At 69.5% G+C, this 26174-nt stretch carries 19 protein-coding genes and 1 pseudogene; 8 read left to right on the forward strand and 12 right to left on the reverse strand.

Annotation, left to right across the window (positions count from 1 at the left end):
* Positions 1–72: 72 nt before the first annotated feature.
* Both CKO41_RS00485 and CKO41_RS00490 read left to right on the forward strand, forming a co-directional pair.
* Positions 73–3552, forward strand: coding sequence for a hybrid sensor histidine kinase/response regulator (locus tag CKO41_RS00485; RefSeq protein WP_207143564.1), 3480 nt, complete (start codon positions 73–75; stop codon positions 3550–3552).
* A complete protein-coding gene (locus tag CKO41_RS00490; RefSeq protein ID WP_200380939.1) occupies positions 3545–4465 on the forward strand; it encodes a GGDEF domain-containing response regulator in 921 nt (306 codons plus the stop codon). The genes CKO41_RS00485 and CKO41_RS00490 overlap by 8 nt, the downstream gene beginning before the upstream one ends.
* Positions 4466–4550: 85 nt before the next feature.
* Here the strand turns inward: CKO41_RS00490 and CKO41_RS00495 are convergent, their stop codons facing one another.
* On the reverse strand, positions 4551–7688 hold the full coding sequence (locus CKO41_RS00495; protein ID WP_200380940.1) for an efflux RND transporter permease subunit: 3138 nt from the start codon (positions 7686–7688) through the stop codon (positions 4551–4553).
* The gene (locus CKO41_RS00500; protein ID WP_420826415.1) at positions 7685–8890 is read right to left on the reverse strand and encodes an efflux RND transporter periplasmic adaptor subunit; all 1206 of its coding nucleotides are present in this window, start codon (positions 8888–8890) and stop codon (positions 7685–7687) included. The genes CKO41_RS00495 and CKO41_RS00500 overlap by 4 nt, the downstream gene beginning before the upstream one ends.
* A gap of 279 nt (positions 8891–9169) precedes the next feature.
* On the opposite strand from CKO41_RS00500, the pseudogene CKO41_RS19230 reads away from it, so the two are divergent.
* Positions 9170–9535 (forward strand): annotated as a pseudogene (locus CKO41_RS19230) (hypothetical protein); the annotation flags it as partial.
* Positions 9536–10084: 549 nt separating this feature from the next.
* On the opposite strand, the gene CKO41_RS00510 reads toward CKO41_RS19230, so the two are convergent.
* The 3 genes from CKO41_RS00510 to CKO41_RS00520 form a co-directional block, all read right to left on the reverse strand.
* A complete protein-coding gene (locus tag CKO41_RS00510) occupies positions 10085–11674 on the reverse strand; it encodes a choice-of-anchor I family protein (RefSeq protein WP_242463838.1) in 1590 nt (529 codons plus the stop codon).
* Positions 11675–12003: 329 nt separating this feature from the next.
* The gene (locus CKO41_RS00515; RefSeq protein WP_200252317.1) at positions 12004–12750 is read right to left on the reverse strand and encodes a glycosyl hydrolase 108 family protein; all 747 of its coding nucleotides are present in this window, start codon (positions 12748–12750) and stop codon (positions 12004–12006) included.
* A gap of 308 nt (positions 12751–13058) precedes the next feature.
* On the reverse strand, positions 13059–13400 hold the full coding sequence (locus tag CKO41_RS00520; protein ID WP_200380942.1) for a lysozyme inhibitor LprI family protein: 342 nt from the start codon (positions 13398–13400) through the stop codon (positions 13059–13061).
* Between the two features lie 573 nt (positions 13401–13973).
* On the opposite strand from CKO41_RS00520, the gene CKO41_RS00525 reads away from it, so the two are divergent.
* Both CKO41_RS00525 and CKO41_RS00530 read left to right on the forward strand, forming a co-directional pair.
* Positions 13974–14873 carry an EamA family transporter gene (locus CKO41_RS00525; protein WP_200380968.1) on the forward strand — a complete coding sequence of 300 codons (900 nt, stop codon included), beginning with the start codon at positions 13974–13976 and terminating at the stop codon, positions 14871–14873.
* 173 nt (positions 14874–15046) lie between these two features.
* Positions 15047–15238 carry a hypothetical protein gene (locus CKO41_RS00530; protein WP_200380943.1) on the forward strand — a complete coding sequence of 64 codons (192 nt, stop codon included), beginning with the start codon at positions 15047–15049 and terminating at the stop codon, positions 15236–15238.
* 190 nt (positions 15239–15428) lie between these two features.
* Here CKO41_RS00530 and CKO41_RS00535 read toward each other — a convergent pair whose 3' ends face one another.
* A complete protein-coding gene (locus CKO41_RS00535) occupies positions 15429–16892 on the reverse strand; it encodes a glutamate synthase subunit beta (protein ID WP_200380944.1) in 1464 nt (487 codons plus the stop codon).
* A 346-nt stretch (positions 16893–17238) separates the two neighbouring features.
* Between CKO41_RS00535 and CKO41_RS00540 the strand changes: the two genes are divergently transcribed.
* On the forward strand, positions 17239–18288 hold the full coding sequence (locus tag CKO41_RS00540) for a sodium:calcium antiporter (protein ID WP_200252325.1): 1050 nt from the start codon (positions 17239–17241) through the stop codon (positions 18286–18288).
* 115 nt (positions 18289–18403) lie between these two features.
* Here CKO41_RS00540 and CKO41_RS00545 read toward each other — a convergent pair whose 3' ends face one another.
* Positions 18404–19771 carry an MgtC/SapB family protein gene (locus CKO41_RS00545; protein WP_242463839.1) on the reverse strand — a complete coding sequence of 456 codons (1368 nt, stop codon included), beginning with the start codon at positions 19769–19771 and terminating at the stop codon, positions 18404–18406.
* Positions 19772–19857: 86 nt separating this feature from the next.
* Between CKO41_RS00545 and CKO41_RS00550 the strand changes: the two genes are divergently transcribed.
* Positions 19858–20301 carry a hypothetical protein gene (locus CKO41_RS00550; RefSeq protein WP_200252326.1) on the forward strand — a complete coding sequence of 148 codons (444 nt, stop codon included), beginning with the start codon at positions 19858–19860 and terminating at the stop codon, positions 20299–20301.
* 17 nt (positions 20302–20318) lie between these two features.
* On the opposite strand, the gene CKO41_RS00555 is transcribed toward CKO41_RS00550, so the two are convergent.
* From CKO41_RS00555 to CKO41_RS00570, 4 genes are all read right to left on the reverse strand, one after another.
* Complete coding sequence (locus CKO41_RS00555; protein ID WP_200252328.1) at positions 20319–21098, reverse strand: TrkA C-terminal domain-containing protein; 780 nt, start codon at positions 21096–21098, stop codon at positions 20319–20321.
* Positions 21095–21769, reverse strand: a complete 675-nt coding sequence (locus tag CKO41_RS00560) for a DUF4396 domain-containing protein (protein WP_200252330.1) — start codon at positions 21767–21769, stop codon at positions 21095–21097. The genes CKO41_RS00555 and CKO41_RS00560 overlap by 4 nt, the downstream gene beginning before the upstream one ends.
* Positions 21770–22023: 254 nt before the next feature.
* The gene (locus CKO41_RS00565; RefSeq protein WP_200252332.1) at positions 22024–22824 is read right to left on the reverse strand and encodes a family 1 encapsulin nanocompartment shell protein; all 801 of its coding nucleotides are present in this window, start codon (positions 22822–22824) and stop codon (positions 22024–22026) included.
* Positions 22824–23225, reverse strand: a complete 402-nt coding sequence (locus CKO41_RS00570) for an encapsulin-associated ferritin-like protein (protein WP_200252334.1) — start codon at positions 23223–23225, stop codon at positions 22824–22826. The genes CKO41_RS00565 and CKO41_RS00570 overlap by 1 nt, the downstream gene beginning before the upstream one ends.
* Before the next feature lie 412 nt (positions 23226–23637).
* Here CKO41_RS00570 and gpmA point away from each other — a divergent pair, with 412 nt between their 5' ends.
* Positions 23638–24342, forward strand: coding sequence for a 2,3-diphosphoglycerate-dependent phosphoglycerate mutase (gene gpmA, locus CKO41_RS00575; protein ID WP_242463851.1), 705 nt, complete (start codon positions 23638–23640; stop codon positions 24340–24342).
* 14 nt (positions 24343–24356) lie between these two features.
* On the opposite strand, the gene polX is transcribed toward gpmA, so the two are convergent.
* The gene (polX, locus tag CKO41_RS00580) at positions 24357–26093 is read right to left on the reverse strand and encodes a DNA polymerase/3'-5' exonuclease PolX (protein WP_200380945.1); all 1737 of its coding nucleotides are present in this window, start codon (positions 26091–26093) and stop codon (positions 24357–24359) included.
* Between the last annotated feature and the right edge of the window lie 81 nt (positions 26094–26174).

The following is a 26174-nucleotide window of genomic DNA, read 5'->3' on the forward strand; positions in this document are numbered from 1 at the left end:
GACGACAGCCGCGGCCGGATTCGGTATAGTCGCATCACAGACTTGAACACCGAACGTATCCCGCGAGCCACCTTGACGCGTCGCCCGTTTCGCTTGCAGACCAAGCTCACGCTGATCTTCTTCGGCGTGACCTCCGTCGTCGCCGGACTCCTCTCCCTCGTGCTCTTCGAGATCGCCCGCGATCAGGCGATCGCCGATCTGCGCCAGCGGCTACAGGACGTCGCCGGGGTCGCCGCGGCCACGCTGGACGGCGACCTGCACGCGCGCATCACACCGGAGGCCGGCATGGACTCCGCCGCCTATCGGCAGATGCAGCGCGAGCTCCAGCGCATCCGCGACAACGCCTCGGATCTCTACTTCGTGTATACGATGCGACAGGCCCCGGATGGGTCCATCCGGTTCGTCGTCGACGCCGAGGAGGACCCAGCCGAGACAGCCCCGCTCGGCGGCCGCTACGACGAGGCCAGTCCGCTCCTGCGCAGCCAGTTCGACAGGATGGCCGGCCCCATCGTCGAGGAGGAGATCTACACCGATCGCTGGGGCCACTGGCTCTCCGGCTACGCGCCGCTGCGGGCCACCGACGGGACCCTGGTCGGCGTCCTCGGCATCGATATCTCGGCCGCCACCGTGCAGGCCTACGAACACAGGGTCCTGCTGATTGCCGGTGCCGTGCTCGTCGCGACCCTGGCCCTGATCCTCCCGCTCGGCTGGCTCATCGGACGCACGATCGCGCGACCCATCGCGCAGCTCAACGAGGGGGCCTTGCGGATTGCCGAAGGGGATCTGGACGTGCGGTTGGCCCTGGCCCGCCGCGACGAGATCGGTACCCTCGGCGAGTCGTTCGACCGCATGGCCGCCAACCTGGCGGCGAGCCGCCGCGAGATCGAGGCGGTCGCCGCCAAGTACCAGGCGATCTTCGACAACGCCAGCGAGGGGATCTTCCAGACGACACCCGCCGGCGAGGTGGTGAGCGCCAACCAGGCCCTGCTCGGGCTGCTCGGCTTTCATGAACTCGCGCAAATGCAGGCCGAGATCGAGGACCTCGGCGCGCAGGTCTACGTCGACCCGCGGGACCGCGAGACGATGCTCGCCGAACTGCGCGCCCGCGGGCGCGTCGACGGTTTCGAGACCCAGCTGCGGCGCCGCGACGGCACCAGCTTCTGGGCCGAGCTCGCGCTGCACCGCACCACCGACCGTGACGGCCGACCGATCCTCGAGGGAATGCTGCTCGACGCGACGGATCGTCACCGCCGCCAACAGGCCGAGCGCGAGAGCGCCACGGCGCGTGCCGCCAATGAGGCGAAGAGCAGCTTCCTCGCCAACATGAGTCACGAGATCCGCACCCCGATGAACGCGATCATGGGGCTGACGGACCTCTTGCTGCGCACCGATCTCGACGAACGCCAGCGCGACTACCTGACCAAGATCAAGACCTCATCGGCGTCGCTGCTCGCGGTCATCAACGACATCCTCGACCTCTCGAAGATCGAATCCGGCCGCCTCGAACTCGAAGACACCCCGTTTTCGCTCGAGGAGGTCATGGCGAACCTGACCGAGATGCTCGCCTACCGCGCCCACGAACGCGACATCGAGCTCATCGTCTCGATCGACCCGCAGGTGCCGCGGGCCCTGGTCGGCGATCCGGTGCGGCTCGGCCAGATTCTGCTCAACCTGACCAGCAACGCCATCAAGTTCACCGCGCACGGCGAGGTCGTCGTGAGCGTTGCGCTCGAGGAGGCGCCGACGGCCTGCGGCGACGACCGGATCATGGTCCGCTTCCAGGTCCAAGACACGGGCACCGGCATCCCCGAGGATCGTCTGGACGCCATCTTCGAGCCCTTCACCCAGGCCGACGACTCGATCACCCGCCACCACGGCGGCACCGGGCTTGGGCTGCCCATCTCGCGTCAGCTCGCCGAGCAGATGGGCGGCGAACTGCGGGTCGAGAGCCGACCCGGCGCCGGCAGCACCTTTACGGCCCGCGTCCTGCTGCGCCGCCAGACCGAGCGTGGCGCCGTCCAGCCGGTCACGCCACGCGACCTGCGTGGCCTCGCGGTACTGATCGTCGACGACAATGCCACCGCCCGCGAGATCCTCGTCAGCCAGATCGAGTCCTTCCAGATGGAGGCCACGGCGGCGGCCTCCGGCGAGGAGGCGCTGGCCATCCTCGCCGACCCGACGCGGACCTTCGATCTGGTGCTGCTCGACTGGAAGATGCCCGGTCTCAATGGGCTGGAGACGGCGCGGCGCATCCGCACCGATCTCGATCTTGCCCGCGTGCCGCTGGTCTGCATGGTCTCGGCCTACGCCCGCGAAGACCTGATGCAACGCGCCGAGCGGACCCTGCTCGACGCCTTCCTGCACAAGCCGATCAACCAATCCTTCCTCTTCGACACCATCCTCGGCCTGTTCGGCCACCAGATGACCGGGGCCGCCGCACAGGCCGCATCCGCGCCGGAGGCTCGACCCGAGCTCACCGGCCGGCGCATCTTGCTCGTCGAGGACATCGATCTCAACCGGCTCGTGGCGACCGAGTGGCTGGCCTCGCTCGGCCTCTCGGTCGACATCGCCGAAAACGGTGCCGAGGCCCTGGCACGGGTCGATCCGACCCGCCACGACGCCGTGCTGATGGACATCCAGATGCCCGTCATGGACGGCCTGGAGGCGACGCGACAGATGCGGGCCACGCCGGGTTTGGAGACCCTGCCGATCATCGCGATGACCGCCCACGCGCTGAAGGGCGATCTGGAGCGCTGTCTGGCCGCCGGCATGAACGATTATGTCCCCAAGCCGATCGATCCGGCACGCCTCTTCGCGGCGCTCGGCCGCTGGATCGCGCCCGCGGACCAGGCGCCGACCGACACTGCGACCACCGGCTCCGCCGCGCCGGGGCCTGGGCCCGGCGCCACGGCCGGCGTGCCGGACGCCGAGCGGCTCGCGGGGCTCAGGCTCCCCGGCATCGACGTCAACGACGGCCTCGCCCGGGCCAACCGCAATACGGCCCTGTACCTCAAGATGCTGCGCGGCTTCCAGCGCACCTGGGCCGACGTCGTCGAGCGAGTCGAGGCGCACCTGGCCCAGGGGCAGATCGAGGAGGCCCGCCGGGCGGTACACTCGATCAAGGGCATCGCCGGCAATCTCGGGGCCACCCGCCTCTATGAGCGGGCCGCCGCGGCCGAGCACCTCATCGGCGACGGTGCCTGGCGCCCCGACGCAAGCGCCTGGCGCGACTTCGCCACCGCGCTCGCCGAGGTCCAGCGGGGCCTCGCCGACCTGCCTGCCGACGAGGCGCCGGAGGCGCCAACGACCCCGGCTGGCACCGCAGCCCCAACCAAGGCGGAACTGCGCGAGTCCCTCGCCAGGCTGATCGAACAGCTCGACGACGATCTCGACGCGGCGCGCACCGCGCTGCAGGCCCTGCGTCCGCCCCTCGCCGCCCACCTCGGCAGCGCGCCGCTGCGGGCGCTCATCGCGCAGATCGACGACTTCGACATCGATGCCGCCATCGCGACCCTGAAGGCCATGCTGGAGGAGCTGGCACGCCATGACTGACCGGGACCAAAGACCCAAGATCCTGATCGTCGACGACAACAAGGAGAACATCGACCTGCTGATGGAGATGTTCCGCGACGAATACAGGGTCAGTGCGGCAACCCGGCCCGAACGCGCCCTGAAGCTCGCCCGCGCCGAGAGCCCGCCGGACATCATCCTGCTCGACATCCTGATGCCGGAGATGGACGGCTACCAGGTCTGCGCGGCGCTCAAGGGCGACGAGGCGACCCGGAACACCCCGGTGGTCTTCGTCACGGCCGTCTCCGAGGTCATGGATGCCGCACGTGGCTTCGCCGCCGGCGCCGTCGACTACATCACCAAACCGTTCCACCCGCCGGTCGTGAAGGCGCGGGTCAAGCTCCATCTGGAGCTCAAACGCAAGTACGAACTGCTGGAATCCTACGCCTTCCTCGACGCCCTGACCGAGATCGCCAATCGGCGCCGCTTCGACCAGGTCCTCGACGACGAACTCAACCGCGCCGGCCGTTCGCAACGCCCGCTGTCACTGATCTATTTGGATGTCGATCACTTCAAGCTCTTCAATGACACCTATGGCCACGGTGCCGGCGACGACTGCCTGCGCCGCCTGGCCAAGGCCCTGTCGGAGGCGCTGAATCGCTCGGGCGACTTCATCGCCCGCTACGGCGGCGAGGAATTCATGATCCTCCTGCCCTACACGGACGCGGCGCAGGCGCGGCACATCGCCGAACAACTCAACCGGGTCGTCGATGCCTTGGCCATCGAACACCCGACGGCCCCGAGCGCCCCCCACGTGACCGTCAGCATGGGCATCGCGACCGTGGCACCCGAGCGTGCCACGGCCACGAGCCGCGCGATCGTCGAGGCCGCCGACCGCTCCCTCTACGCCGCCAAACGCAGCGGCCGCCACCGCATCGAGACGACCGAGGTCTGACCGGACGACGCCCGATCTCCCATGGCCACGGGCCGGCAATCGGCAATCGGCATCCCGGCCGCGATGGACGAGGCTCCCGCCACCATCAAGCCGCGGCCTGCGGCCCGCCGCGGCGGGCCGCGCCGCCGTGGATCCGCTCGCGCAACTGCTGGAAGACCACGTAGAGCATCGGGATCAGGAAGACGCCGACGAGAGAGGCGGCCAGCATGCCGCCGAAGACCGCGGTGCCGACGCCACGCTGGCTCGCCTCGCCGGCACCGCTCGCGATGATCAGCGGCACCAGGCCGAGGATGAAGGCGAAGCTCGTCATCAGGACCGCCCGGATCCGCATCCGCGCCCCCTCGATCGCCGCCTGCCGGATCGCTAGCCCCTTGCTGCGCTCCTCCATCGCGAACTCGACGATCAGGATCGCGTTCTTGCTGGCCAGCCCGATCAGGACGACGATGCCGACCTGGGCATAGAGGTCGTTCGGCAGTCCCGCCACCCAGAGGGCCAGCATGGCCCCGAGGAGGCCGACCGTGACCGACAGCAGCACCGCGACCGGCATCGACCAGCTCTCGTAGAGGGCGACGAGGAAGAGATACGCGAACAGCGCGGCCAGGCCCAGGACGATCGGCGTCTTGCCGCCGGCCTCCTTTTCCTGCAACGCGGTGCCGGTCCATTCGTAGCCGTAGCCGGCCGGCAGGGTCTGCTCGCTCACTGCCGCCATCGCGGCCAGCGCATCGCCGGAGCTGTAGCCCGGGGCCGGCGCACCCTGGACGGTCACGCTGCGATAGTTGTTGTAGCGCGCGATGAGCTGGGGTCCGAGGATCAGCTGCGGGGTCATGAAGGCGCGGATCGGGACCATCTCGCCCTGGTCGTTGCGCACATGGATGCGGTAGACGTCGGCGAAGCGCGCGCGATCGCCCTCGCGGCCCTGGAGCTGGACCTGCCAGGTTCGGCCGAACTTGTTGAAGTCGTTGACGTAGTAGCCGCCGAGCGTGGCCTGCAGGGCGGTGAAGACATCGCGGATCTGCACCCCCAGGGTCTGGGCCTTCTCGCGGTCGATCTCGAGGAAGACCTGGGGATTGTTGGTCGCCCAGGTCGAGAAGACCCGTTGCAACCCCGGCTCCTGATTGGCCGCCAGGATCAGGCTGCGCATGACGGCCGCGAGCTCCTGCGGCTCGCGCCCCTGCAGGTCCTGGAGCTGGTACTCGAAGCCACCACCCGTGCCCAGGCCCATGATCGGCGGCAGATTGAACGGCATGACCAGCGATGAGGGGATCCCCGCGGTCTGCGCCGCGATCCGCGCGATGACCGCCTGGACCTTGAGATCCGGCGTCTCGCGCTCCTCGAACGGTTTGAGCCGCCCGATCAGCAGCGCGGCGTTCGACTCGACGGCGCCGTCGAGGAGGCTGTAGCCGGGCACGGTGAGGACCTGCTCGACCGCCGGGTCGGCCAGGACGATCTGCTCGACCTGCTCGATCACCTCGAGCGTGCGGGTCAGCGAGGCGCCCTGCGGCAGTTGGACCTCGGCCATGAAGGCCCCCTGATCCTCCTCCGGCAAGAAGCCGGTCGGCGTCACCTTGAACAGCCAGCCGGTCGCGAGCCCGGTGACCGCGATCAGCACGAGCACCAGCAGCGAGACCCGCACCAGCCGGGCGACGACGAAGGCGTAGCCGTCGCGCACCCCATCGATGCCGCGCATGATCGCCGCCAGCGGCCCGCGTCGATGCGACGTCGGCTTGAGGAGGATCGCGCAAAGGGCCGGCGACAGGGTCAACGCATTGATCGCCGAGATCAGCATCGAGAAGGCGACGACGGCGGCGAACTGCTGGAACAACTGGCCGGTGATGCCGGGTATGAAGGCGACCGGCAGGAACACCGACAGCAGCACCAGCGAGATCGCGATGATCGGCCCGCTGATCTGCTCCATCGCCTTCTTGGCCGCCTCGCGCGGCCCCAGGCCCTCCTCCTCCATGATCCGCTCGACATTCTCGACGACGATGATCGCGTCGTCGACGACGATACCGATCGCCAGGACCACCGCGAGCAGCGAGATGGTGTTGGCCGAGAAGCCGATCGCGAGCAGGAAGGCGAAGGTCCCAACCAGGGCGACCGGCACTGCGATCAGCGGGATCAGCGTCGCCCGCCAACTGCCGAGGAACAGGAAGACGACCAGGATCACGAGGACGAAGGCCTCGAAGAGGGTGTGGATGACCTTCTCGATGCTGGCGTTGACGAAGTCGGTCGTGTCGTACATCACGCCGTACTGGAGATCGTCCGGGAAGCGCTCGGCCAGCTCGTCCATCGCCGCCTCGACGGCCGCGGCGACCGCCACCGCGTTCGCCCCCGGGGCCTGGTAGATGCCGATCGCCGCGGTCGGCAGACCGTTCAGACGCATGGTCGCATCGGCCGACTTGGCGGCCAGCTCGACGGTGCCGACGTCCTTGACCCGCACCGTCGAGCCGTCCGGGTTGGCGCGCACGACGATCCGCTCGAACTCGGCCACGTCGCTCAGCCGCCCCTTGGTCTGCAACGTGATCTGGAACTGCTGATCGGCCGTCATCGGCTGGGCGCCGATGCGCCCGACGGCGGCCTGGACGTTCTGGCTCTGGATCGCGGCGATCACGTCCGATGGCGTCAGTCCGAGCGAGGTCAGCCGATCCGACGACAGCCAGACCCGCATGCTGTAATCGCGCGGGGCGAAGAGCGCGGCCTTGCCGACGCCGTCCACACGCGCGAGCGTATCGGTGACGTTGATCGTCGCGTAGTTGCTGAGGAACAGCGCGTCGTAGGAGCCCCCCGGCGAGGTCAGCGCGATCACCTGCAACAGGGCGCTCGACTGCTTCTGCACCGTCACCCCGGTGCGCTTGACCTCCTCGGGCAGCTGCGCAAGGGCCTGATTGACGCGGTTCTGGACGTTGACCGTGTTCAGGTCCGGATCGGTGCCGAGGGCGAATGAGACGGTCAACGAATAGCTGCCGTCGTTGGCGCTGCTCGACTTCATGTAGAGCATGTCGTCGACACCGTTGACCTTCGACTCCAGCGGCTGGGCCACCGTCGACTCGACGACGGCCGCCGACGCCCCGGGATAAGCCGTCGTCACCGACACCTGCGGCGGGACGATGTCCGGGAACTGCGCGACCGGGATCTGGGTGATGGCGATGAGGCCCGCCAGCGTCAGCACCACCGAGATCACGATGGAGAGCCGCGGGCGGTCGATGAAGGTGGCCGAGATCATGGCGCCGCCCCCCCGCCCGGTTGGCGGGCCGGCGCGACGGCGACCGGCTGGCCGGGCCGCACCTTCTGAACGCCCTCGGTGATGACCAGTTCGCCCTCCCGCAGACCGCTGCGCACCAGGGTGTCGGCACCGAGGTCCGGGCCCGTCTCGATACGGCGGGTCTGGGCCTTGCCGTCGGCATCGACGACCAGGACGAAGGTGCCCTGCTGGTCGACCTGAAGGGCCGACTGCGGGATCAGGATCGCCTCTTCGGCCTCGGCCGCCTCGACGACGATGCCGACGTACTGACCATCGACCAGCAGGCCGTTCGGATTCGGCAGCTCGGCGCGCAGCGTCACCGAGTCGGTGCTCTGATTCGTCGTGACGTCGACGAAGTCCAGATGCCCCGGCTGCTCGTAGAGGCTGTCGTCGGGCAGGCGGGCCCGTACCCTGATCCGGTTCGGATCGCCACCCTTGGCCGCGATGGCGCGCCGCGCCTCGAGGAGCTCCCGCTGGGTCACCGGGAACTCGACGTGGATCGGATCGCGGCTGACGATGGTCGCCAGCACGCCCGAGGAGGGACCGACGAGGTTGCCGACCGTGTACTCGGACAGGCCGATCCGACCAGCCACCGGGGCACGGATCCGCGTGTAGTCGAGGTCGAGCTGGGCGGCCCCCAGCGCCGCCTCGGCCTGGGCGACGCTCGCCTTGGCGACCAGGGCCGCCGCCTCGAGCTCGTCGACCCTGGCCTGGGCGATGTTGTTTTTCGCGACGAGTTCCAAGGCGCGGGCGAGCTGGGCGTCGGCGTTCTGGGCGTCGGCCTTGGCCTTCTCCAGGTCAGCCTCACGCTGGGCGACGACGGCCGCGTACCGGTCCGGTTCGATCCGGAACAGCACATCCCCGACCGCGACCGGCTGACCCTCGGTGAACAAGCGCTCCTGCAGAAAGCCCTCGACCCGGGCGCGCAGTTCGACCCGCTCGATCGCCGCGACCCGCCCGACGAACTGGGCCTCCTCCCGGATGGGCCGCATCGTCGCCGCCACCGCGACCACCGATGGCGGGGGCGGCGCCGTCGCCTGTGGGGGCGGACCGCCGTCGCAGCCGGCGAGCATCGCCAGCGTGAGGACCAGCCAGAACCTCGACCACCGAGATCGGCACGAAGCGACCGCGTGCCGATCCGGCCCGGTCGCTACCGCGCCAGTAACGCCCTGCATCTTCTCCATCTGCGCCCCCAACGGATGTTGCACCTGCGTACCGCCCGACATCGCGCACACGCTCCCGCGACGGCGTTGACCGGGCGACTAAGCCGAACTCTCTTGACAGTACACTATAGCTGCCCAGCCAGACAGATCGCGGACGCAAGGGGACCCACATCCCCGGCTGGGCAATCCGAGGTCTCACCCAGGCGCGGCCGGGTGGCCCGCGTCGCCCTACAACCGTTGCTGCCCTCCGCTAAAATGCCTTGACGATTTGCCCGATCGACCACGCGAGGAGCGCCCAACATGGCCCTGGCCGAGGAAGACATCGCCTTCATCAAAGCCCATCTCGGCGAATGGCTGGCCGAACAGAGCCTCGGCAAGCCACCGCTCGTCTATGAAATCGAGCTGCGCGAGCGCATGGTGCGGGTGGAGGAAGAGCTGAAGCACCAGCGGGAGCTCATGCGCGAAGGTTTCGCGCGGATGGACGAGCGCTTCGCGCAGGCGGACGAACGCTTCGCGGCGCTGCGCACGGACATGGACGCGCGCTTCGAAGCCATGCGTGCGGACATGAACAAGCGCTTCGAGCAGGTGGACAAACGCTTCGAGCAGGTGGACAAACGCTTCGAGCAGGTGGACAAGCGTTTCGAACAGGTGGAAAGGCGCTTTGAACAGGTGGACAAGCGCCTCGAACAGATCGACAAGCGCTTCGAACAGATCGACAGACGCTTCGAACAGATCGACAAGCGCTTCGAGCAGATCGACAGACGCTTCGAGGAGATGCTCAAGCGCCACGACCAGCATTTTCTCTGGCTGGTCGGTTTCATCGCCTCCAGCGCGGCCCTGGTCATCGCGGCTCTGCGGTATCTGTAACCGCGTCACCGGGCGCGTTCATTTGGCGGCCCCCTGGGACGGGGCCAGACAAGGCTCGACCACCAACATCGATCGGGATCGACATACCCCGAAGGTCTGTGCCGCCTTGTCGCGATTGACGGTCATGGCCCGTATCCGTCGGGGGTCACCCTTCAGGTTCTTGGCGAAGGGGCGGCCCCCGTTAGCTCGGATCGTCGATACCTGCTCTCGCCCGGCGCGGGGGAAATGCGAGGAAGCGAGACCATATCCCCATCTCTCCGCCGCTTGCGACTCGATCGAGCCTGCCTTCGTCCCATGGTCCCTCCTGACGGCGCAGGGGGACCATGGCTGCATGCCACGCCCAGCTGACTACCGATTGCCGGACGGCGGTGATCCAGTGTCGATCTGGAACACCGTCGTCGTCCCGCTGACTTCATTGCCGACCACCAACAGGGGGCGCCAGTTCGGGCTCTGGTACCAAGGGATGAAGTCCAGCCCTTCCGGACCCAGATCGCCCACCAGCGGATTCACCGAGCCGTCCGGCAACTGCGCATCGACCGCGAAATCGCGGTTGTTGACGTACTCGACGAAGCGCGCTCGGTACGGGTTGGTGACGTCGTAGACCATGATTCCGCCGACGCGCTCCAGACCGACGAAGGCGTAGGTTCGCCCGAGGATCCTCCCGAGCACCACGCCCTCGGGCTCCGGCCCCTTGTCGTCGGAACGGCTATCGAACGAGCCGTTCTCGTCATTGTTGCTGTTGAAGTCGTCCGGCAATCTTGCCGCGGTGATCGCTTCGAAGTCCGACCCGGAGTCGAACACCAGGTCACCGTCCGCGGTCCAGATCGAAAAGGAGCGTGCGCCGAAGCTGTACAGTTCCTCGAAATTGCCGTCGCCATCGATGTCGCCATTGGCGGTCGTGACATTCAACCGACCAAGATTCTCATCGGCCTGCAAGACGGCTGCATCCGGAAAGACGACAGGGTCCAAGGGGAGATCCTTGATCCGGGCTTCTTCGCTGAAACCGGCGTAGTCCCGGCTGTCGCCTTCGTTGGCCGTGACGATGTAGGTGCGCCCCCGAAAGGTATAGCTGTCGATGGCATCGGGCATGTACAGGCCCTTGACCGGCCAGTTGGCGATCTCGATGGCGTCGTCCCGGTTGCTGGCATCCAACGCGTTACCCGGCAGGCTGTGGTCCTTGGTGCCCAACGGGAGGATATCCGTAACCTCGGCCCGCTCGATGTCTATGACGGCCAACGCATTGGCCTCCTGCAGGCTGGCCCAGGCGGTGCGCGAGTCGCGCGAGACCGTGATGTATTCAGGCTCCAGATCCTGCGCTGCGCTGGCACCCGGACCGAAGATGCGCACACCCCGTGCGCGCAATTCGTTCTCCATGCCATTGAACGCCTTGAAATCAGCGGTGCGCACGTCGGCCTTGGTCACACCGCGACGCAGGTCGATGATGCTGACCGAACCTTCCGGGTCGACGGTGTAGTCGTCGTTGGGCTCGCCCTCGTTGGCCACCAGGACGTAACGACCATTCGGCGTGAAGGTCACCATGTCGGGTAGCGCGCCAACCGTCACGCTGTCGAGGAGCGACAGATCGGCGGCATCGTAGAAGGCGACGACCCCGGGGGCCTGTGCGTCGACGGCCTCGATGGCGACTGCGACGATGCCGCCGTGGACGGCCACGCTATTGGCGCTTGCGCCGAGCGCGGTGGCATCGATGGTATCGATCAGGGTCGGATCCGTGGGGTCATGGATATCCAGCACCTCCACGCTCGCCGCAGCCGCGTTGACCTTGAAGAGGCGCTGGTTGGACGGATCATGTGCCACGATCTCTGCCGCACCTTCGTCGAACAGGCCGGTGCGATGTTGGCCGATCACCTCCAACGACAGGCCGGGCGAGACGACTCGATGTGCCTGGACACCGGTCGAGACGGCCAGTCCGACCGCCATAGCGAGGACGCTTAATCTCATGATGCTTCTCCGGGAATGGTCCTTCCTCGTGACAGGAAACGAGCACTCTATCGGAGAACTGTGAAGGCCCCGTGTCATCGCTGTGCCGTCCGCCCGCCGGGTCGGGCGCATCCCGACCGCGCCTGGCCGTCGCGGGGACGGGTTTGGCCCCGCTCCGCCGCGCTGGCGGAACACGGCAGGCGCGTCATCGGGTCGAGGCGGGCGACCAGGACGGCCCGCCGCCGCCTGATCTGGCGGGGTCGGGAGCCCCGCCGCGCGCGGCGAGACCAGTCCGCCCGGCGACCCGGGCGGTCCAGGAGTCCTCCGCGCTAGGCGATCAACCCCAAGGCACGATAGGTGACAGGTCCGGCAATGCCATCGGGCTCCAGCCCATCGGCCTCCTGAAACGCCTTGAGCGCTGCCTCGGTCTTGGGCCCGAAGTCGCCATCGACGGGGATGTCCAGGGCCTCTTGCAGCTTGACGACCCATGCGCCCTTGGCGCCGCGGCGCAGCACCGGAAAGTCGACCGCGGGTGGCATCTCTTGCGGCTCGGCCTGGACGCCCGCGCTGGCCATCTCCAGCGCCGCGAGCCGCACCTGCGCGACGCGACGCGTCCAGCCGCGTCCGAAGACGGCGAAGGTTCGCAGACCGCGCAGGAAGGCCATGCGCCAGTCGCAGATGGCGTCGACAATGGCCCTGGGCTCGTGGACAGCTACCTTGGTCAGCGTCTCGGGGCCGATGCCGCCGTCGCGCACCGCGCCCACCGCCGCCTGCAACCAAATCGCCGCGCGGCCCGGCCCCGAGTTCACCGCCGCGTCGAACACGCAATAGTCGACGCCGGAGGGCAACTGGTCGCAGCGACATTTGTCCCAATAGCCGGCGCGGTAGATCTGTTTCAGTTGGGCGTCGGTGATCTCGCGAAGGTCGTCTTTGGTCTTGTCGGTGCCGAAGTAGCGCCGGAAGGTGGCCAGGGTCACGCCCTTCATGGTCGCACCGCCCGGGTCGTCCGGATGGTCGGCGAATCCACCCTCGTGCACGAGCACGAGTTGCAACGACTTCTCGAAGTTGTCTTTCATATCGATCTCCCCGGGATCACGGGCATTGGCGCTCGCCGGCCCCCGCGGCCTGCTTCGGAGGCCCTCGAAAGATCGCCATCCGGGCAATCCTAGCAAGGCGCGAAGCGACGATGCGCTTTCCGCTTCGCTTGATTTCCAGCCGCTCAGGCGACCGAAAACGGCGGGGTATCCTTGCCCCGCGCGGGCACCCTGACCTTATCCAGGTGCCCTTCGAGCCGTTGATGGTCACGGAGAACGGACGCCCGCCGGGGCGCGGCCCGCGGCGGGTCACTCGGGGGCCTGCCGCAGCGCTTCGATACGTGCCTCGGTCAGGGCCGTCCGCTCCGTGGTCCCCAGGATCGATACAGGGTCCCCTCCTCGGCCGCACCGGCCACGAAGGTGGCCTGCGCATCCCGATACGTCCTCCACGCTTCCTGGGCGGCCTCGAGCTGCGTGCGGCGCGGCGCCGGCAGGCGGGCGGCGAGGTGCTGGTAGGCAAGCTCGAGCCGGGCCTGCGCGGTCTGGTACTGCCGGGACGCGCAGTTCAGCATCTCGGCGGAGGTCATCGCGTCCTCGCAGCCCGCCGCCAGCGCCGGTGCGCTGACGACGGCGAGGGCACACGACACAAGGACCGCGGCGGCCCAGGCCACCTGCTGGCGATACGGCTTCATCCAGGCGCTCTCCCCCATCCGGTGCGACCATCGGGCCGCGGCCCCGCGCCACCGATCAACGGGACTGAAACGGTCGACCGGCCCTGGGGTCGTCTACCTGAGACTAGCCGGAACCCGGAAGATTGCAATCCATCGCCCCGGCAGATCCGCACGGCCGACCCCGTGATGCCGTCGACACTGAGGTCACGGGCGCGCCTCGGGGCCGCCGCGCCCAAGCGTACCCGCCCCTGCGGCGGGTCATCGCCGCACGGCACGCCGTGCCCGTTCGGCCTGGACCAGGTTGGTCAGACGAGGCGCCAAGGCGACCCGTGCCCTGCGGTTCCGCTGTACTGCCGACCGGATGAACTCGCTGCCTGCGGCATGGGCCGGGTACCTGGGCACCTGCCGTTGCGGTACGATGGAAACAGGCCAGGACTCGACCTTCGATGTCGGGTTCCGTCGCGCCGACCCGGTGCCTGCACTGGTCCACTCGAACGGGCATTCGATGACGGCGAACCGTCGTCGACTCGCACGACGTTGCCGCCCCCCGCCGCGCGTGGTTCTCATTCCGCTATGAAAAGACGACGAGATCAGATGGTTGGCGCGAGCACGGCCTTCGTCGCGTTGGCCGCCCTCTGCTGGGGCCTATCGGGCGGGATCGGCGGTATTCTCATGGCCGACGGCTGGGATGCATTCGTCGTTTCGTTCTACCGCGGCCTGATCGGACTGCTGGTCGTCCTCGCCTGGCTGATGTGGCGCCCGCGCGGCAGCGGCCTGGCGAGCCCCCAATTGTGGTTCTGGTCGACGATCGCCGGCCTCGGCGTTGCAGGCAACTTCGCATTCTATTTCGCGAGCATCGCGCAGGGGAGCGTCGCGGTCGCGGCGACCTTGATGTACTGCGCGCCCGTCTTCGTCTATCTCGTGTCGTTCGCGCTAAAGTTGGAAAGCCCCACGGCCCCCAAGTGGGCCGCCATCGCCGTGGTGATGCTCGGCATCGCGCTGCTGACGCAGATTTACGACATCGGGGCGAGTGGCGTCACGCCGATCGGCGTAGGCGCCGGATTGCTGGCCGGGCTGTCCTACGCGGTCTTCATCTTCGGCTTCAAGTATGCCGCGCCGCATGGCAGCCCGCAGGCAATCCTCTCGATCGCGTTCGCGGTGCTCGCGGCCGTCCTGTTCTGGCCAGGAGATGCCGACCAGATGGCGACCGTCCTGACTACGCCCCATTGGCCCCTATTCGTGGCACTCGGCGTGCTCGGCGCCGGGTTGTCGTTCGTCCTCTACATCATCGGCCTGAGGCACACAGCCCCGGCCGTCGCCTCGATCGTGGCGATGGTCGAACCTGTCACCGCGTCGCTGTTCGGCGTGATGGTCTTGCACGAGAGCCTGGTTGGCCCACAGATTCTGGGCATGGGTCTGATCTTGGTCACAGTCACCGCGCTGAGCGTGCACTCGCGGTCCGTACCGCCACCCGCCGACTTGACCACGCCCTGATTCGTGTTCGAATACATGAACGGCGACATCTGGTACGAGGTCAACCCGGTGCTGCGAACCCTTGATCGCTTCCGCCGCCGATAACCCCGTCGCGGAGGCCGGCGCCGCCTTCAGCGCCCTGCGCCGCGGCATCGTGCGCAGCCGCGGCTTCTCGCTGCACCTGTGCACCTGCGATGCGGCGGCTCGGCCGCCCAGACGGCATCGGCGCGGTCGGCCTGCTGCTGGCCCAGGTCCTCGCGATCGGCGGGCACAGGGACGAGGCGCTGGCAGTGCTGGACGAGGCCGAGGCGGCCCTCGCGAAGCTCGGCCGAACGGCCGCGCTCGAACAGGTCCGCGAACGGCGGCGGCTCATCGCCGAACAGTAGAGGTCGTTGGATGGGCAAAGCGCAGAGCCCAGCGTACCCATCGACATCTTCGCCGCCGCACAAGCCGCTGTATAAGCCAAAGCGCCGTTCTCGATTCCGGCCCAGCCCGTCGCCGCGACGGTTTGGACATCGTGCCGTTGCAGTTGACGGGACGGGCGCCGGCGGCAATGGCTGGGAAGCGTCGCCCCCGCTACACCCACGGTAGGTCCGTGCCGCCGGCGAGCCAGCGGTCGACGGCGGCGCATTGGCGGCCCTCGCGGATCGCCCAGACGATCAGCGACTGGCCGCGGCGCGCATCGCCGCAGGCGAAGACCTTGGCCCGGCTGGTGCGGTAGTCGTGGTCGTCGGCGGCAATCAGGCCGCGACCGGTGAGGGCCGGGCGCAGCTCGGCGAGCGCGCCCGCGTGCTCCGGGTGGCAGTAGCCGATCGCGATCAGGACGAGTTGGGCCGGCAGCGTGCGATCCTGGCCCGCGACCGGCTGGCGCCGCGGCCGACCGTCGTCGCCGGTGCGCCAGCACAGCCGTTGCAGCCGCACGCCGGCGACCCGGCCTTCTTGGCCCTCGAAGCCGACCGTCTCCCAGCCCCAGAGGCGGCGGTTGCCCTCGGCGTCGTGGTCGTTCGGCTCGAGCTCCGGCACCGGCCGCGGCCAGTGCCGGAGGACGTCGCCGCGATGGGGCGGCGCGGCGTGATACTGGATCTGCACGACGCTACGCGCCCCCTGGCGGATCGCGGTGCCGACGCAATCGCCGCCGGTGTCACCGCCGCCGATGACGACGACATCGCGGCCGTGCGCATCGATGCGCCCGGCGGCCGGCACGGCCTCGCCGCCGAGCCGGCGGTTCTGTTGGGTCAGGTAATCGAGCGCGAAGTGGATGCCGCCGAGCGCGCGGCCGGGCGGCGCAACGTCGCGCGGCTCGGTGCAGCCGTTGGCCAGCACCAGGGCGTCGACCGAGCGACGCAGCGCCTCGGCGTCGAGATCGGTGCCGACCGCCACGCCGGTGCGGAACCGCACCCCCTCCGCCTGCATCTGCGCGACGCGCCGGTCGATCACGCCCTTCTCCAGCCGGAAGTCCGGGATGCCGTAGCGCAGCAGGCCGCCGGGCCTGGCGTCGCGCTCGTAGACGGTGACCCGGTAGCCGGCACGGGCGAGTTGCTGGGCGCAGGCGAGCCCGGCCGGCCCCGAGCCGACGACGGCCACCTGCCGGCGACGGCGCTCGTTGCCGCCGTCGTCGGTCGCCGCCGGGGGCTGCGGCTGGACCCAGCCGGCGGCGAAGGCGCGCTCGGCGATCGCCAGCTCGATCGCACGGATCGTCACCGGCGCGTCGGCGAGGCGCAGCGTGCAGGCGTCCTCGCAGGGCGCCGGGCAGAGCCGCCCGGTCAGCTCGGGGAAGTTGTTCGTCGACTCGAGCTGCTCCCAGGCGGTGCGCCAGTCCCCGTCGGTGACGAGCGCGTTCCAGTCCGGGATCAGGTTGTGGACCGGGCAATGACTATGGCACCAGGGGATCGCGCACTCCATGCAGCGCTCGGCCTGGGCGCGGCAGCCGGCATCGTCGGCGACCCGCTCGTACTCGTGCCAGTGACGCAGGCGTCGCACTGGCGTCTGCTTCGGGGGCGCGACGCGGGGACGACGGAGGAAGGCCCAGAGGTCGGTCATGGCATCTCTCCCGTAGGGCACTCGGGCAGGCCCGACGGTGGTTGAAGGCCTGCTGGTTTCGACCGCAAGGAGCGGACCACAGCTCCCGACCGATCGCCGATGTGGTGCGATGTCAGGTCGCGTGCGGCACTCGGTCGGGCCATTTGCCCGCCGCATCGGGGCAAATGCCCCACTGGACCGGGCCCGACTGCGCCAGCACCGCCGCCGACCGGTGGCCACATCCTTGCATGTCAGCGCGTTCGACCGGCCGCGCGCCAGCGCCGGCCGGCGACTCCAGCCGAAGGACCCATCGCGGTCCGAGCGCCCGTCACGCACGACCGCGGACGACCAGCAGAAGGCCCGTCGCATGATCGACACCGAATCCCTCTCCCTGACTCTCACCCTCGCCCTCTTCGCCGTCGGCACGCTGGCGATCGCCGCCGTCGGCACGCATCTGGCGCGCCTCGCCGACCGCCTCGCGGATGTGACCGGGCTCGGCGAGGCGGTCTTCGGCGCCGTCCTGCTCGGGGCCAGCACCTCGATCCCGGGTGTCGTCGCCTCGACGATCATGGCCGGTGCGGGGCGGGCCGACCTGGCCGTCGGCAACGCCGTCGGCGGGATCGCGGCGCAGACCGCCTTCCTCGCGATCGCCGACATGGCCTACCGCCGCGCCAACCTCGAGCACGCCGCCGCGTCGGTACCGAACCTGATCCACGGCGCCCTGCTCTGCGCCCTGCTCGCGCTACCGCTGCTCGCCGCGACCGGCCCGGAGCTGACCCTCTGGCAGGTCCATCCCGCCTCGCCCTTGCTCGTCGCCGTCTACGTCTTCGGCCTGCGGCTCGCCTCGCAGACCCGCGACGCGCCGGCCTGGCGGCCGGTGCAGACGGGCGACACCCTCGTCGACGTGCCGATCGATGCGCCCGGCCACGCGACCCGACCGGGCCGGCTGTGGTTCGCCTTCGCCGCCAGCGTCGCCGTCGTCGCGATCGCCGGCTGGCTGGTCGGACTCTCCGGGATCGCCCTGGTGCGCCACACCGGCCTCTCCGAGACCCTGGTCGGCACCCTGCTCACGGCGGTCTCCACCTCGCTGCCGGAACTCGTGACCGCGGTCGCGGCGGTGCGTCACGGCGCCCTGACGCTGGCCGTCGGGGCCATCATCGGCGGCAACACCTTCGATGTCCTGTTCCTCGTCTTCGCCGACATCGCCTACCGCGATGGTTCGATCTACCATGCCGTCAGCGCCCAGCCACTGTTCGTCATCAGCCTGACGATCCTGCTGACGGCGGTCCTGCTGCTCGGGCTCATCCGCCGCGAGCGGCGCGGGGTCGCGAACATCGGCTTCGAGAGCGTCGCCGTGCTGGCCTTCTACTTCATCGGGGTCGCCGCGCTGGTCTTCTGGGGACCGGGCGACCCGTGACTTCGACGCCGGTCAGGCGCCGGCGGCCGATGGACGGCGCCGCCCCCGGAGGGCGGCCGCCTTGCCCGGCATCCACCGTGCGCACCCGACCCACCAGGGACGGAGCCAGGGCGCCTCAGCCTCCGTCGGCGCCGATGAGCCCGGTCAGGAACCGCGCCAGCGGCGCCGTCAGCCGGGCAGCGTCGCTGCCGCCGAGCCACACTAGGGCGAGGCCGGCGCAGCCGGCACCGACCAGCGGCAGGCCGACCCGCCCACCGAGCCTCAGCCCCCCGATCGATGCGCAGACCGCGGTCTTGAACAGGGCATTGGCCGTCGTCGCGGCGACGATCGCGAGCACCGCGACCGACGGCGCGAGCGTCGCCGAGTCCATCTCGGCGACCGAGAGGGTGATCGCATTGAGGTCGGCGACGCCCGAGACCACGGCGAGGACCAGGACCCCGGCGTCGCCGAAGGACTCGACGGCGAGCCGTCCGAGCAACATCACGAGCGCGAGCAGGAGGCCGAAACGCAGTGCCAGTCCGAGCGACAGTGGATTCCCGACGTGCGGCGCCGTGCCGGCGTCGGCGCGGCCGCGCCACCACCAGAGGAGGAACGCCGGGGCGGCCGTGACGAGCGTCATCACCAACAGCGGCGGGAGCAGCGGGGCGACCAGCGCCGGCTGGACCGCGGCGACGATGACGAGGATTCGCGGGAAGAGGGTCGCGTTGGCCATCAGGATGCCGGCCGCAAGCGGGTCGGCGCCCCCGCGTGGCTCGCCGCGGCCCGTGCGGGCCAGCCGCGCCATCTGGAGTGTCAGGGCCGTCGACGAGGCGAGCCCCCCGAGCAGACTGGTCATGACCAGACCCTTGCGCGGCCCGGCGATCCGCACCGCGAAGTAGCCCAGGTACGAGATGCCGGCGATCAGGACCACCATCCACCAGAGCTGGTACGGGTTGAGCGCCCCGAGCGGCCCCAGATCGCGGTCCGGCAACACCGGCAGTAGCACGACCGAGATGACCAGGAGCTTCAGCGTCGCCTGCAGTTCGCGGCGGTCGAGCTTCGCGACCCAGGTGTGCAGTTGCGGCTTGAAACCGAGCAGCAGGGTCGCGACGACCGCCGCCGAGGCCGCCGTCGTGCGCTGGCCGAGCACCGCCAGGGTCGCCAGCACGAAGGCCAGAAGCGCCGCGACCAGGCTCGTGATGCCGGTATGCCCGGTCGCCCGGGCATCGACCAGATAGGCGGTGACGACCACGGCGACGACGGCGAGAAACATGAGCCCGAACACGCCGGGCCCGAGCGCGAGCGCGAGGAGGCCGGCGACCCCGCCGAGGAGCCCGATCAGGCCGAAGGTGCGCACCCCGGCCGGCCACTCGGTGTCGCGGTCGAACTGCCCGTGCCAGCCGCGCTCGAGCCCGAACAAGAGCCCGATCGCCAAGGCCACCGCGAGCCCGACGAGGGCCTGCCATTCGCCGTTCGTGATCGCCGCACCCATGCCGGATGCCATGCAACAGTCGCTCCATCACGCGCCGCACGCCCTCTTTCCGCTATCCTCGCGTACGAAACCGCCAGCGCACAGGAGGCCGAGAAGCGATGACGAACCAAGATGAGGCGCCGATCGGGCCCGCGACACCCGAGCTCGAGGGTTTCGTCCGCAAGACGCTCGGTTGCACCTGCCCGGCCGAGGTCTTCTGGCATGTCGACGAGTCGCCGAGGGAGCAGTCGCACAACGCCGGGGTCGTTCGGCGGATCGCGATCGGCGGGCGGCTGCTCGTCTATTTGGTGCGGGCGCCGCGCGACGACAGACCAAGCTCGGCAGCGGCGCTGATGCGTGGCTGGGTCGCGGCCGGCCTCGCCGAACGCGACGCGGCGGGGATGAACCGATTGCGGATCGTCGTCGTCCTCGATGGGACCCATCCAGCGTTGCAGGCCGCGCTTGGGAGAGCGTTCGAAGCAGCCCGCCCGATCGGCGACGCACGACTCCACCTGCACCTGATCGACGCGACGACGGCCGCCGCAGTCCTGCCGCCAGCCTGAGCGAGCCGACCTGCGGATCAACGGCCGGTCTCGACCTCCCGCTCGCGCCGTTCGCGGGCCGCGACCTCACCCTGCTTGCCGACCGCCTCGGCGTGCTCGCGCTCGGCGCGGGCGCCCTTGCGACGCTGCTGGAGAGATTCGATCGCCTCGGTGCGACCATAGACGACGAGGGTATCCCCGGCGACGACCCGGGTCTCGCCACCGGGCGTGCCGAGCCACTCCCCGCCCGGCGATGAGACGCCGAGGACCAGCACCCCCTCGGCCGCCGGTCGTGCCTCGGCGAGCGTGCGCCCGTCGAGCCAACCGTCGGCCTCGACGGCGAGTTCGACGATCCGGTAGTCACCCCCGAGCCGCAGTAGACCCGCGTAGTCGCGCACGTCGAGTTGCGTGTAGCGCGCGAGGAGCCGTTCGACGAGGCGCGACAGCAGGCGATCGAACAGTGTGCTCGCCGACAGCGCCCAAAGACCGACGACGCCACCGATCAGGAGCGGGATCTTGATCTCCAGACCCAGGCCGTTGTCGCCGGTGCGCACGAAGGCCAGGATCAGCGACGAGACGGCGGTGACGATGCCGGCATTGCCGAGCAGCATCAGCAGCAGGACGACGCGGCGTCGCACCGGGTGATTGACGACCTGTTCGGACTCGGCGGTGGTGAAGCCCGCCCCGGAAAAGGCCGAACGCGCCTGGAAGCGCGCCGTCTGGCGCGACAGGCCGGTGTAGGTCAGAACGATCGCGGCGACCCGGGTCAGCAGGATCGACAGGGTCACGACCAACAGCAGCGAGAGGATCGCCGTCACGTCGCCGCCCTCCCCTGTTGGCCCGCCGCCATGGGCGGCGGATCGTGCATACCCTCTTCGACGCCCCAGCGGATCAACAGGTCGTTGACTGGATAGGCCGCGACGAAGCCAACCGTCAACGAGAACACGAGCGACGACCAGAAGAGCGGCTCGCCCATGCCGGCCTTGCCGGCGATCGCCAGATCCATGCCGATGGCGCTGACCTCCATGACCGTGATGCTCGCGGTCTCGCTGTAGAAGGCGTCGGTGAGGGCGCGCCCGGTCGAGACGCCCTCCTGGATCAGCGGCCCGACCGTCAGCGCGAACCCGGCGACATAGGCGAGCGCGACGCTGATCCCGGCGATCCACCAGTTGCCGAGCCCGAGAAGCCTGGCGGCGATGAAGACCCCGGCGATCTCACCGCCGCCGCAGCCCCCCGAGTAGCAATGGGCGGTCGAGCGGCAGGCGCGCCGCCAGAGGTCGTCGCGCGGAATCTGCTTGCGCCCGGAGTAGAAATAGATGGCCAGCCCGAACGGCCCCGAGTAGGCCACCGTCAGGGTCCAAGCCCACCTCATCAGGCCGGCGCTCTCGGGGTTGTTGCGGCACAGGTCCCAGAGCAGGACCGCGACCGAGACGGCGGCGATGCCGGCCCAAACGGTGATGGTCAGCGGATGGGAAAGCAAGGCGATCATGGCGAAGACCTGGTTGGCGTGACTGGATTCGTGGACGCCAGACCACGAGATGGAGCGACAACGACGCCGACGAGTGGCAGCGAGCGTGTCCGGGAAGAGAGGCCCGACGGCCGCGCGCAACGACCGCAGACCCGAGTAAAGCCTGTCCTAGGAGTTCGCTCGCGAGCGACGACGATCCCAGACAAGCGGCTGAAAGGCCGGCCGAGCCGGCCCTCCTCATGGGGCCGCCCCGAGGAACCTCGGGGCTGGCTCTCTCACTCCTCCAGCGTACAGATCGCCTCCGGCTCGTCGAGCATGAAGACCAGGCTCTCGGAGACGACCAACCGGAAGTAGGTGCCATCGTTCGACGAATAGCCGACCTGGATGTCCTGACCGATCTTGATGTCGCCGACGCGCGCGTCGACCAGTACCGCACCGTCGATCGGGGCCTTGAACAGGCCGGCCTCGCAGAGCCGCTGCAGGTGGTCGAGCTGCAGCATGTCCGAACACTGATAGCGTCGGAACAGCGCGTTGTAGCGCACCGGCGACAGGGCCAGCGCATAGGGTCCTACATAGCCGTTGGCGTCGAGGCGGTTGACGGCGGCGAGGACGTCGCCGATCGCCTGCTCGACCTCGCTCCAGTCCCCGCACGGCACGCTCGAGCGGCCGTTGGCCGTCATCAGCCCCTCGAGGCCGAGTTCAGGGATGCCCTGGTAGATCACCTGCTCCTCGCGCCGGGCGATGGCCTCCGCGGCGGCCTCGACCGGCCGCAGGTCGAGCGGCAGGCCGAGCCGCAGGTGGCCTTCGACGCGCCGGATGCTGAGGGCCAGCGGTTGCTGGAGCATCGGCACCGGGATCGAGCGGCTGCCGACGGTCCCGGCCAGCTCGCCATCGGGCTCGTTGACGACGGCCTCGTCGCCGATCTCGACACTCGTCAGACCGATCCCGAACGGTCCCTCCAGATCGAGAAAGCGTCGGGCGGTCAGGCGATCCCGGGCCGCACCGATCGCCGCGGCATCGATCCGCGTCCAGAGCTCGGCCGGAAAGCTGGCGGCATCGCGATTCAGGTAGCTCATCAGTGGTCCCCCTTCAGACTGCCCAGGGTCAGGCCCGCCGAGGTCTCGGCGGCCGGGGTCTCGGCGGGCGGCGCCTCGCCGTCGGCCGTGCCGCTCGTCGCGGCCTCCTCGGCCTCGAGGATCGAACCCTCGGCGAACAGATAGGTGCTCAGGTGTTCCTGGAAGTCCGGATCGCGCCGGCGCAGCCATTCGAGCACCATGGCCGCGTGCTCGATCTCCTCGCGCATATTGTGCAGGAGGATCTCGCGCAGCTCGGCATCGCGGCAGGCGTCGGCGCGCTGGCGATACCAGTCGACGGCCTCCAGCTCCTCCTGCAACGAGACGAGCGCGCGGTGGACATCGCGGGTCATCGTGCTGAGGTCGGCGGGGTCCTCGTGAAGCGTGGTCGATGAGCCTCCCATCGCTCTCCTCCTCTGTGCTGGACCTGTCTCTGGCGATCAGGCATGGAACTTGGTCGGACCGCCGCTCGGCGGCCCGCATCGGCAACGGCGGCAACGGCCATGCCAGAGCACCCCGGACCACCTCGGGCCGGGGGCATGGCGCGTCGGATCCGCCACCCTGCACGGCAACGGCCCTCGAGCGTTCGGGGGCCCATGTCGGGCGAAGATCGTTTACAGAATAGCGCCGTCTACGACTGGTGAATATGCGCACGCTCCAGCACATTTCCAGCACCGAGGCTCGGGCAATCGAGGCCGCACGCGATCCAGACCTCTTGCTCGGGCGGCAAGCGCCTCAATTTCAGGCCATTGTTCCCTGCCGTCCCCGAACGGCCTAGGCATCCAATCCCGACGGAGGCAGCGCATGCAGCATCGACTGGTCCTGTTGCGACATGGCAAGAGCGAGTGGAACCGCCAGAACCGCTTCACCGGCTGGCACGACGTGGACCTGGCCGAGGAGGGCCTGAGCGAGGCCCACCGGGCCGGCCGCGCACTGCGCGAGGCCGGCTTCCAGTTCGACATCGCCTACACGTCGGTGCTCAAGCGGGCCATCCGCACCCTCTGGATCGCCCTCGATGAGCTCGATCAGATGTGGCTGCCGGTCGTGCGCGACTGGCGCCTCAACGAGCGCCACTACGGTGCCCTCCAGGGGCTCGACAAGGCCGAGACGGCCGCCGAGTACGGCGAGGAACAGGTGCGGCTTTGGCGGCGCGGCTTCCGCATCCGGCCACCGGCCGTCGCCGAGGACAGCCCCTACGACCCGGCCGGCCAGCCCCGTTACGCCGACGTGCCGCACGCGCGGCTGCCGCGCGCCGAGTCGCTGGAGGACACGGTCGCGCGGGTCGCCGAGTGCTGGGACGACACGCTCGCGCCGCGCCTGCACGACGGTGGGCGGATCCTGATCGCCGCCCACGGCAACAGCCTGCGGGCCCTGATCAAGCTCATCGACCGGATCGGCGACGAGGAGATCGAGAAGGTCGAGATCCCGACCGGCGTGCCGCTCGTCTACGAACTCGACGATGGGCTGCGCCCGCTGCGCCACTACTACCTCGAGACCCGCGCCGCGGCGCCGCCCGCCTGAGGGCCGCGTCTTCGTCAGTCGCGCCGCAGGAGTCGGCGCAGCGCGGCCAGCGGACGGGTGTTGATCACATCGTCCGCCGCGAGCCAGCCGCGCCGGGCCTGGCCGATGCCGAAGCGCATCATCTCCAGGCCGGCGCGGCTGTGCGCATCGGTCGAGATCGCGACCTTCAGGCCGAGCTCCTTGGCCTGCTTGCAGGCCAGCTCGGTCAGGTCGAGGCGGCTCGGCTGGGCGTTCAGCTCGAGGAAGCAGCCGCGTTCGAGGGCCGCCCGCATGACCCGCTCCAGGTCGATCGCATAGGGCTCGCGGGCCCCGATCAGGCGCCCGGTCGGATGGGCGAGGATGTTGAAATGGCGGTTGTCCATCGCCCGGATCACCCGCTCGGTCTGGCGGTGCTCGGGCAGATCGAACTTGTAGTGGATCGAGGCGACGCGCAGGTCGAGGCGGGCGAGGATCTCGTCGGGCAGGTCGAGCGAGCCGTCCTCCAGGATGTCGACCTCGCTCGCCTTGAGGATCTGGAATCGCCCCTGATACTGCTCGGCGAGCCGCTCGTTGAGCCGGTCGATCGCGTCGATCTGCGCCGCCAGGCGCGTCGCGTCGAGCCCGTGGACGACGCCGAGGTGCTTGGTATGGTCGGTGATCGCGAGGTACTCGTAGCCGAGCGCGGCGGCCGCCTCGGCCATCGCCGCGAGGCTGTCCTGGCCGTCGGTCGCGTCCGTGTGGGCGTGCAGGTCGCCGCGGATGTCATCGGGCGTGACGAGCGCCGGCAGGGCGCCCCGCTCCGCCGCCTCGATCTCGCCGCGGTCCTCGCGCAGCTCCGGGGCGATGAAGGGCAGGCCGACGGCGGCGTAGATGGACTCCTCGGTGCGCCCGGCGATTGCCTCGTCGCCGCGGTAGACGCCGTACTCGCTGATCTTGAGCCCGCGTTCGACGCCGCGGCGGCGCACCGCGACATTGTGCGCCTTCGAGCCGGTGAAGTAGTGCAGCGCCGCCCCCCAGCTCGCCGTCGGCACGACGCGCAGGTCGACCTGAATGCCCGAGCGCAACCGGACGCTCGCACGCGTCTCGCCGTGCGCGAGGACCTCGGCGACCGCCCCGTAGCCGACGAAGCGCTCGGCGACGGCACCACCGTCGTCGCAGGCGACCAGGATGTCGAGGTCGCCGACCGTCTCGCGGCGGCGCCGAAAGCTGCCGGCGACGGTCAGGTCGGCGATGCCCGGCGCGCCGCGCAGGTACTCGAGCAGCGGCCGGACCAGCCCCTCGGCCTCGATCAGCGGCGTGCGCGACGACGGCCCCTGCCAGCGGGCGAGGCGCTCGCGGAGCTGTGCCTCGGTCTTCTCGCCGAAGCCGGGCAGCTCGTGGACCCGGCCGGCCTCGACGGCGCCGCGCAGATCGGCCAGCGAGGCGACGCCGAGCCCCTCGTGCAAGGCCCAGACCCGCTTCGGTCCGAGGCCGCCCAGATGCAGGAGCTCGCGCAGCGACGGGGGCACGCGTTGGCGTACGGCCTCGAGCTGCGGCAACTGACCGGTCTCGACGATGACCTCGATCTTCTTCGCGATCGCCTCGCCGACGCTCGGCAGCTCGGTCAGGTCGGCACCGGCCGCGACCAGGTCGGCCAGGTCCTCGCCGAGGCCCGGGATCACCCCGGCAGCCTCGCGGTAGGCGCGGACCCGAAAGGCCTCGGCGCCCTCGATCTCGAGCAGATCGGCGATCTCCTCGAAGATCGCCGCGATCTCGCGGTTCTGGATGGTCATCACCGACCTCCTCCTGCCATCGTTCATCTCAGGAGCGATTCAACCCAATAGCGGCTGTTGACCGCTCCATCATGGACTCGA

Source organism: Thiococcus pfennigii (assembly GCF_016583835.1).
Lineage (GTDB): Bacteria > Pseudomonadota > Gammaproteobacteria > Chromatiales > Chromatiaceae > Thiococcus > Thiococcus pfennigii.

What these genes read in the sequence shown, in the direction of transcription:
- CKO41_RS00490 (WP_200380939.1), top strand. Translation starts at nt 3,545, where the DNA reads ATGACTGACCGGGACCAAAGACCCAAGATCCTGATCGTCGACGACAAC.
- CKO41_RS00495 (WP_200380940.1), bottom strand. Translation starts at nt 7,688, where the DNA reads ATGATCTCGGCCACCTTCATCGACCGCCCGCGGCTCTCCATCGTGATC.
- CKO41_RS00500 (WP_420826415.1), bottom strand. Translation starts at nt 8,890, where the DNA reads ATGGAGAAGATGCAGGGCGTTACTGGCGCGGTAGCGACCGGGCCGGAT.
- CKO41_RS00510 (WP_242463838.1), bottom strand. Translation starts at nt 11,674, where the DNA reads ATGGCGGTCGGACTGGCCGTCTCGACCGGTGTCCAGGCACATCGAGTC.
- CKO41_RS00515 (WP_200252317.1), bottom strand. Translation starts at nt 12,750, where the DNA reads ATGAAAGACAACTTCGAGAAGTCGTTGCAACTCGTGCTCGTGCACGAG.
- CKO41_RS00520 (WP_200380942.1), bottom strand. Translation starts at nt 13,400, where the DNA reads ATGAAGCCGTATCGCCAGCAGGTGGCCTGGGCCGCCGCGGTCCTTGTG.
- CKO41_RS00525 (WP_200380968.1), top strand. Translation starts at nt 13,974, where the DNA reads ATGGTTGGCGCGAGCACGGCCTTCGTCGCGTTGGCCGCCCTCTGCTGG.
- CKO41_RS00530 (WP_200380943.1), top strand. Translation starts at nt 15,047, where the DNA reads ATGCGGCGGCTCGGCCGCCCAGACGGCATCGGCGCGGTCGGCCTGCTG.
- CKO41_RS00535 (WP_200380944.1), bottom strand. Translation starts at nt 16,892, where the DNA reads ATGACCGACCTCTGGGCCTTCCTCCGTCGTCCCCGCGTCGCGCCCCCG.
- CKO41_RS00540 (WP_200252325.1), top strand. Translation starts at nt 17,239, where the DNA reads ATGATCGACACCGAATCCCTCTCCCTGACTCTCACCCTCGCCCTCTTC.
- CKO41_RS00545 (WP_242463839.1), bottom strand. Translation starts at nt 19,771, where the DNA reads ATGGCATCCGGCATGGGTGCGGCGATCACGAACGGCGAATGGCAGGCC.
- CKO41_RS00550 (WP_200252326.1), top strand. Translation starts at nt 19,858, where the DNA reads ATGACGAACCAAGATGAGGCGCCGATCGGGCCCGCGACACCCGAGCTC.
- CKO41_RS00560 (WP_200252330.1), bottom strand. Translation starts at nt 21,769, where the DNA reads ATGATCGCCTTGCTTTCCCATCCGCTGACCATCACCGTTTGGGCCGGC.
- CKO41_RS00565 (WP_200252332.1), bottom strand. Translation starts at nt 22,824, where the DNA reads ATGAGCTACCTGAATCGCGATGCCGCCAGCTTTCCGGCCGAGCTCTGG.
- CKO41_RS00570 (WP_200252334.1), bottom strand. Translation starts at nt 23,225, where the DNA reads ATGGGAGGCTCATCGACCACGCTTCACGAGGACCCCGCCGACCTCAGC.
- polX (WP_200380945.1), bottom strand. Translation starts at nt 26,093, where the DNA reads ATGACCATCCAGAACCGCGAGATCGCGGCGATCTTCGAGGAGATCGCC.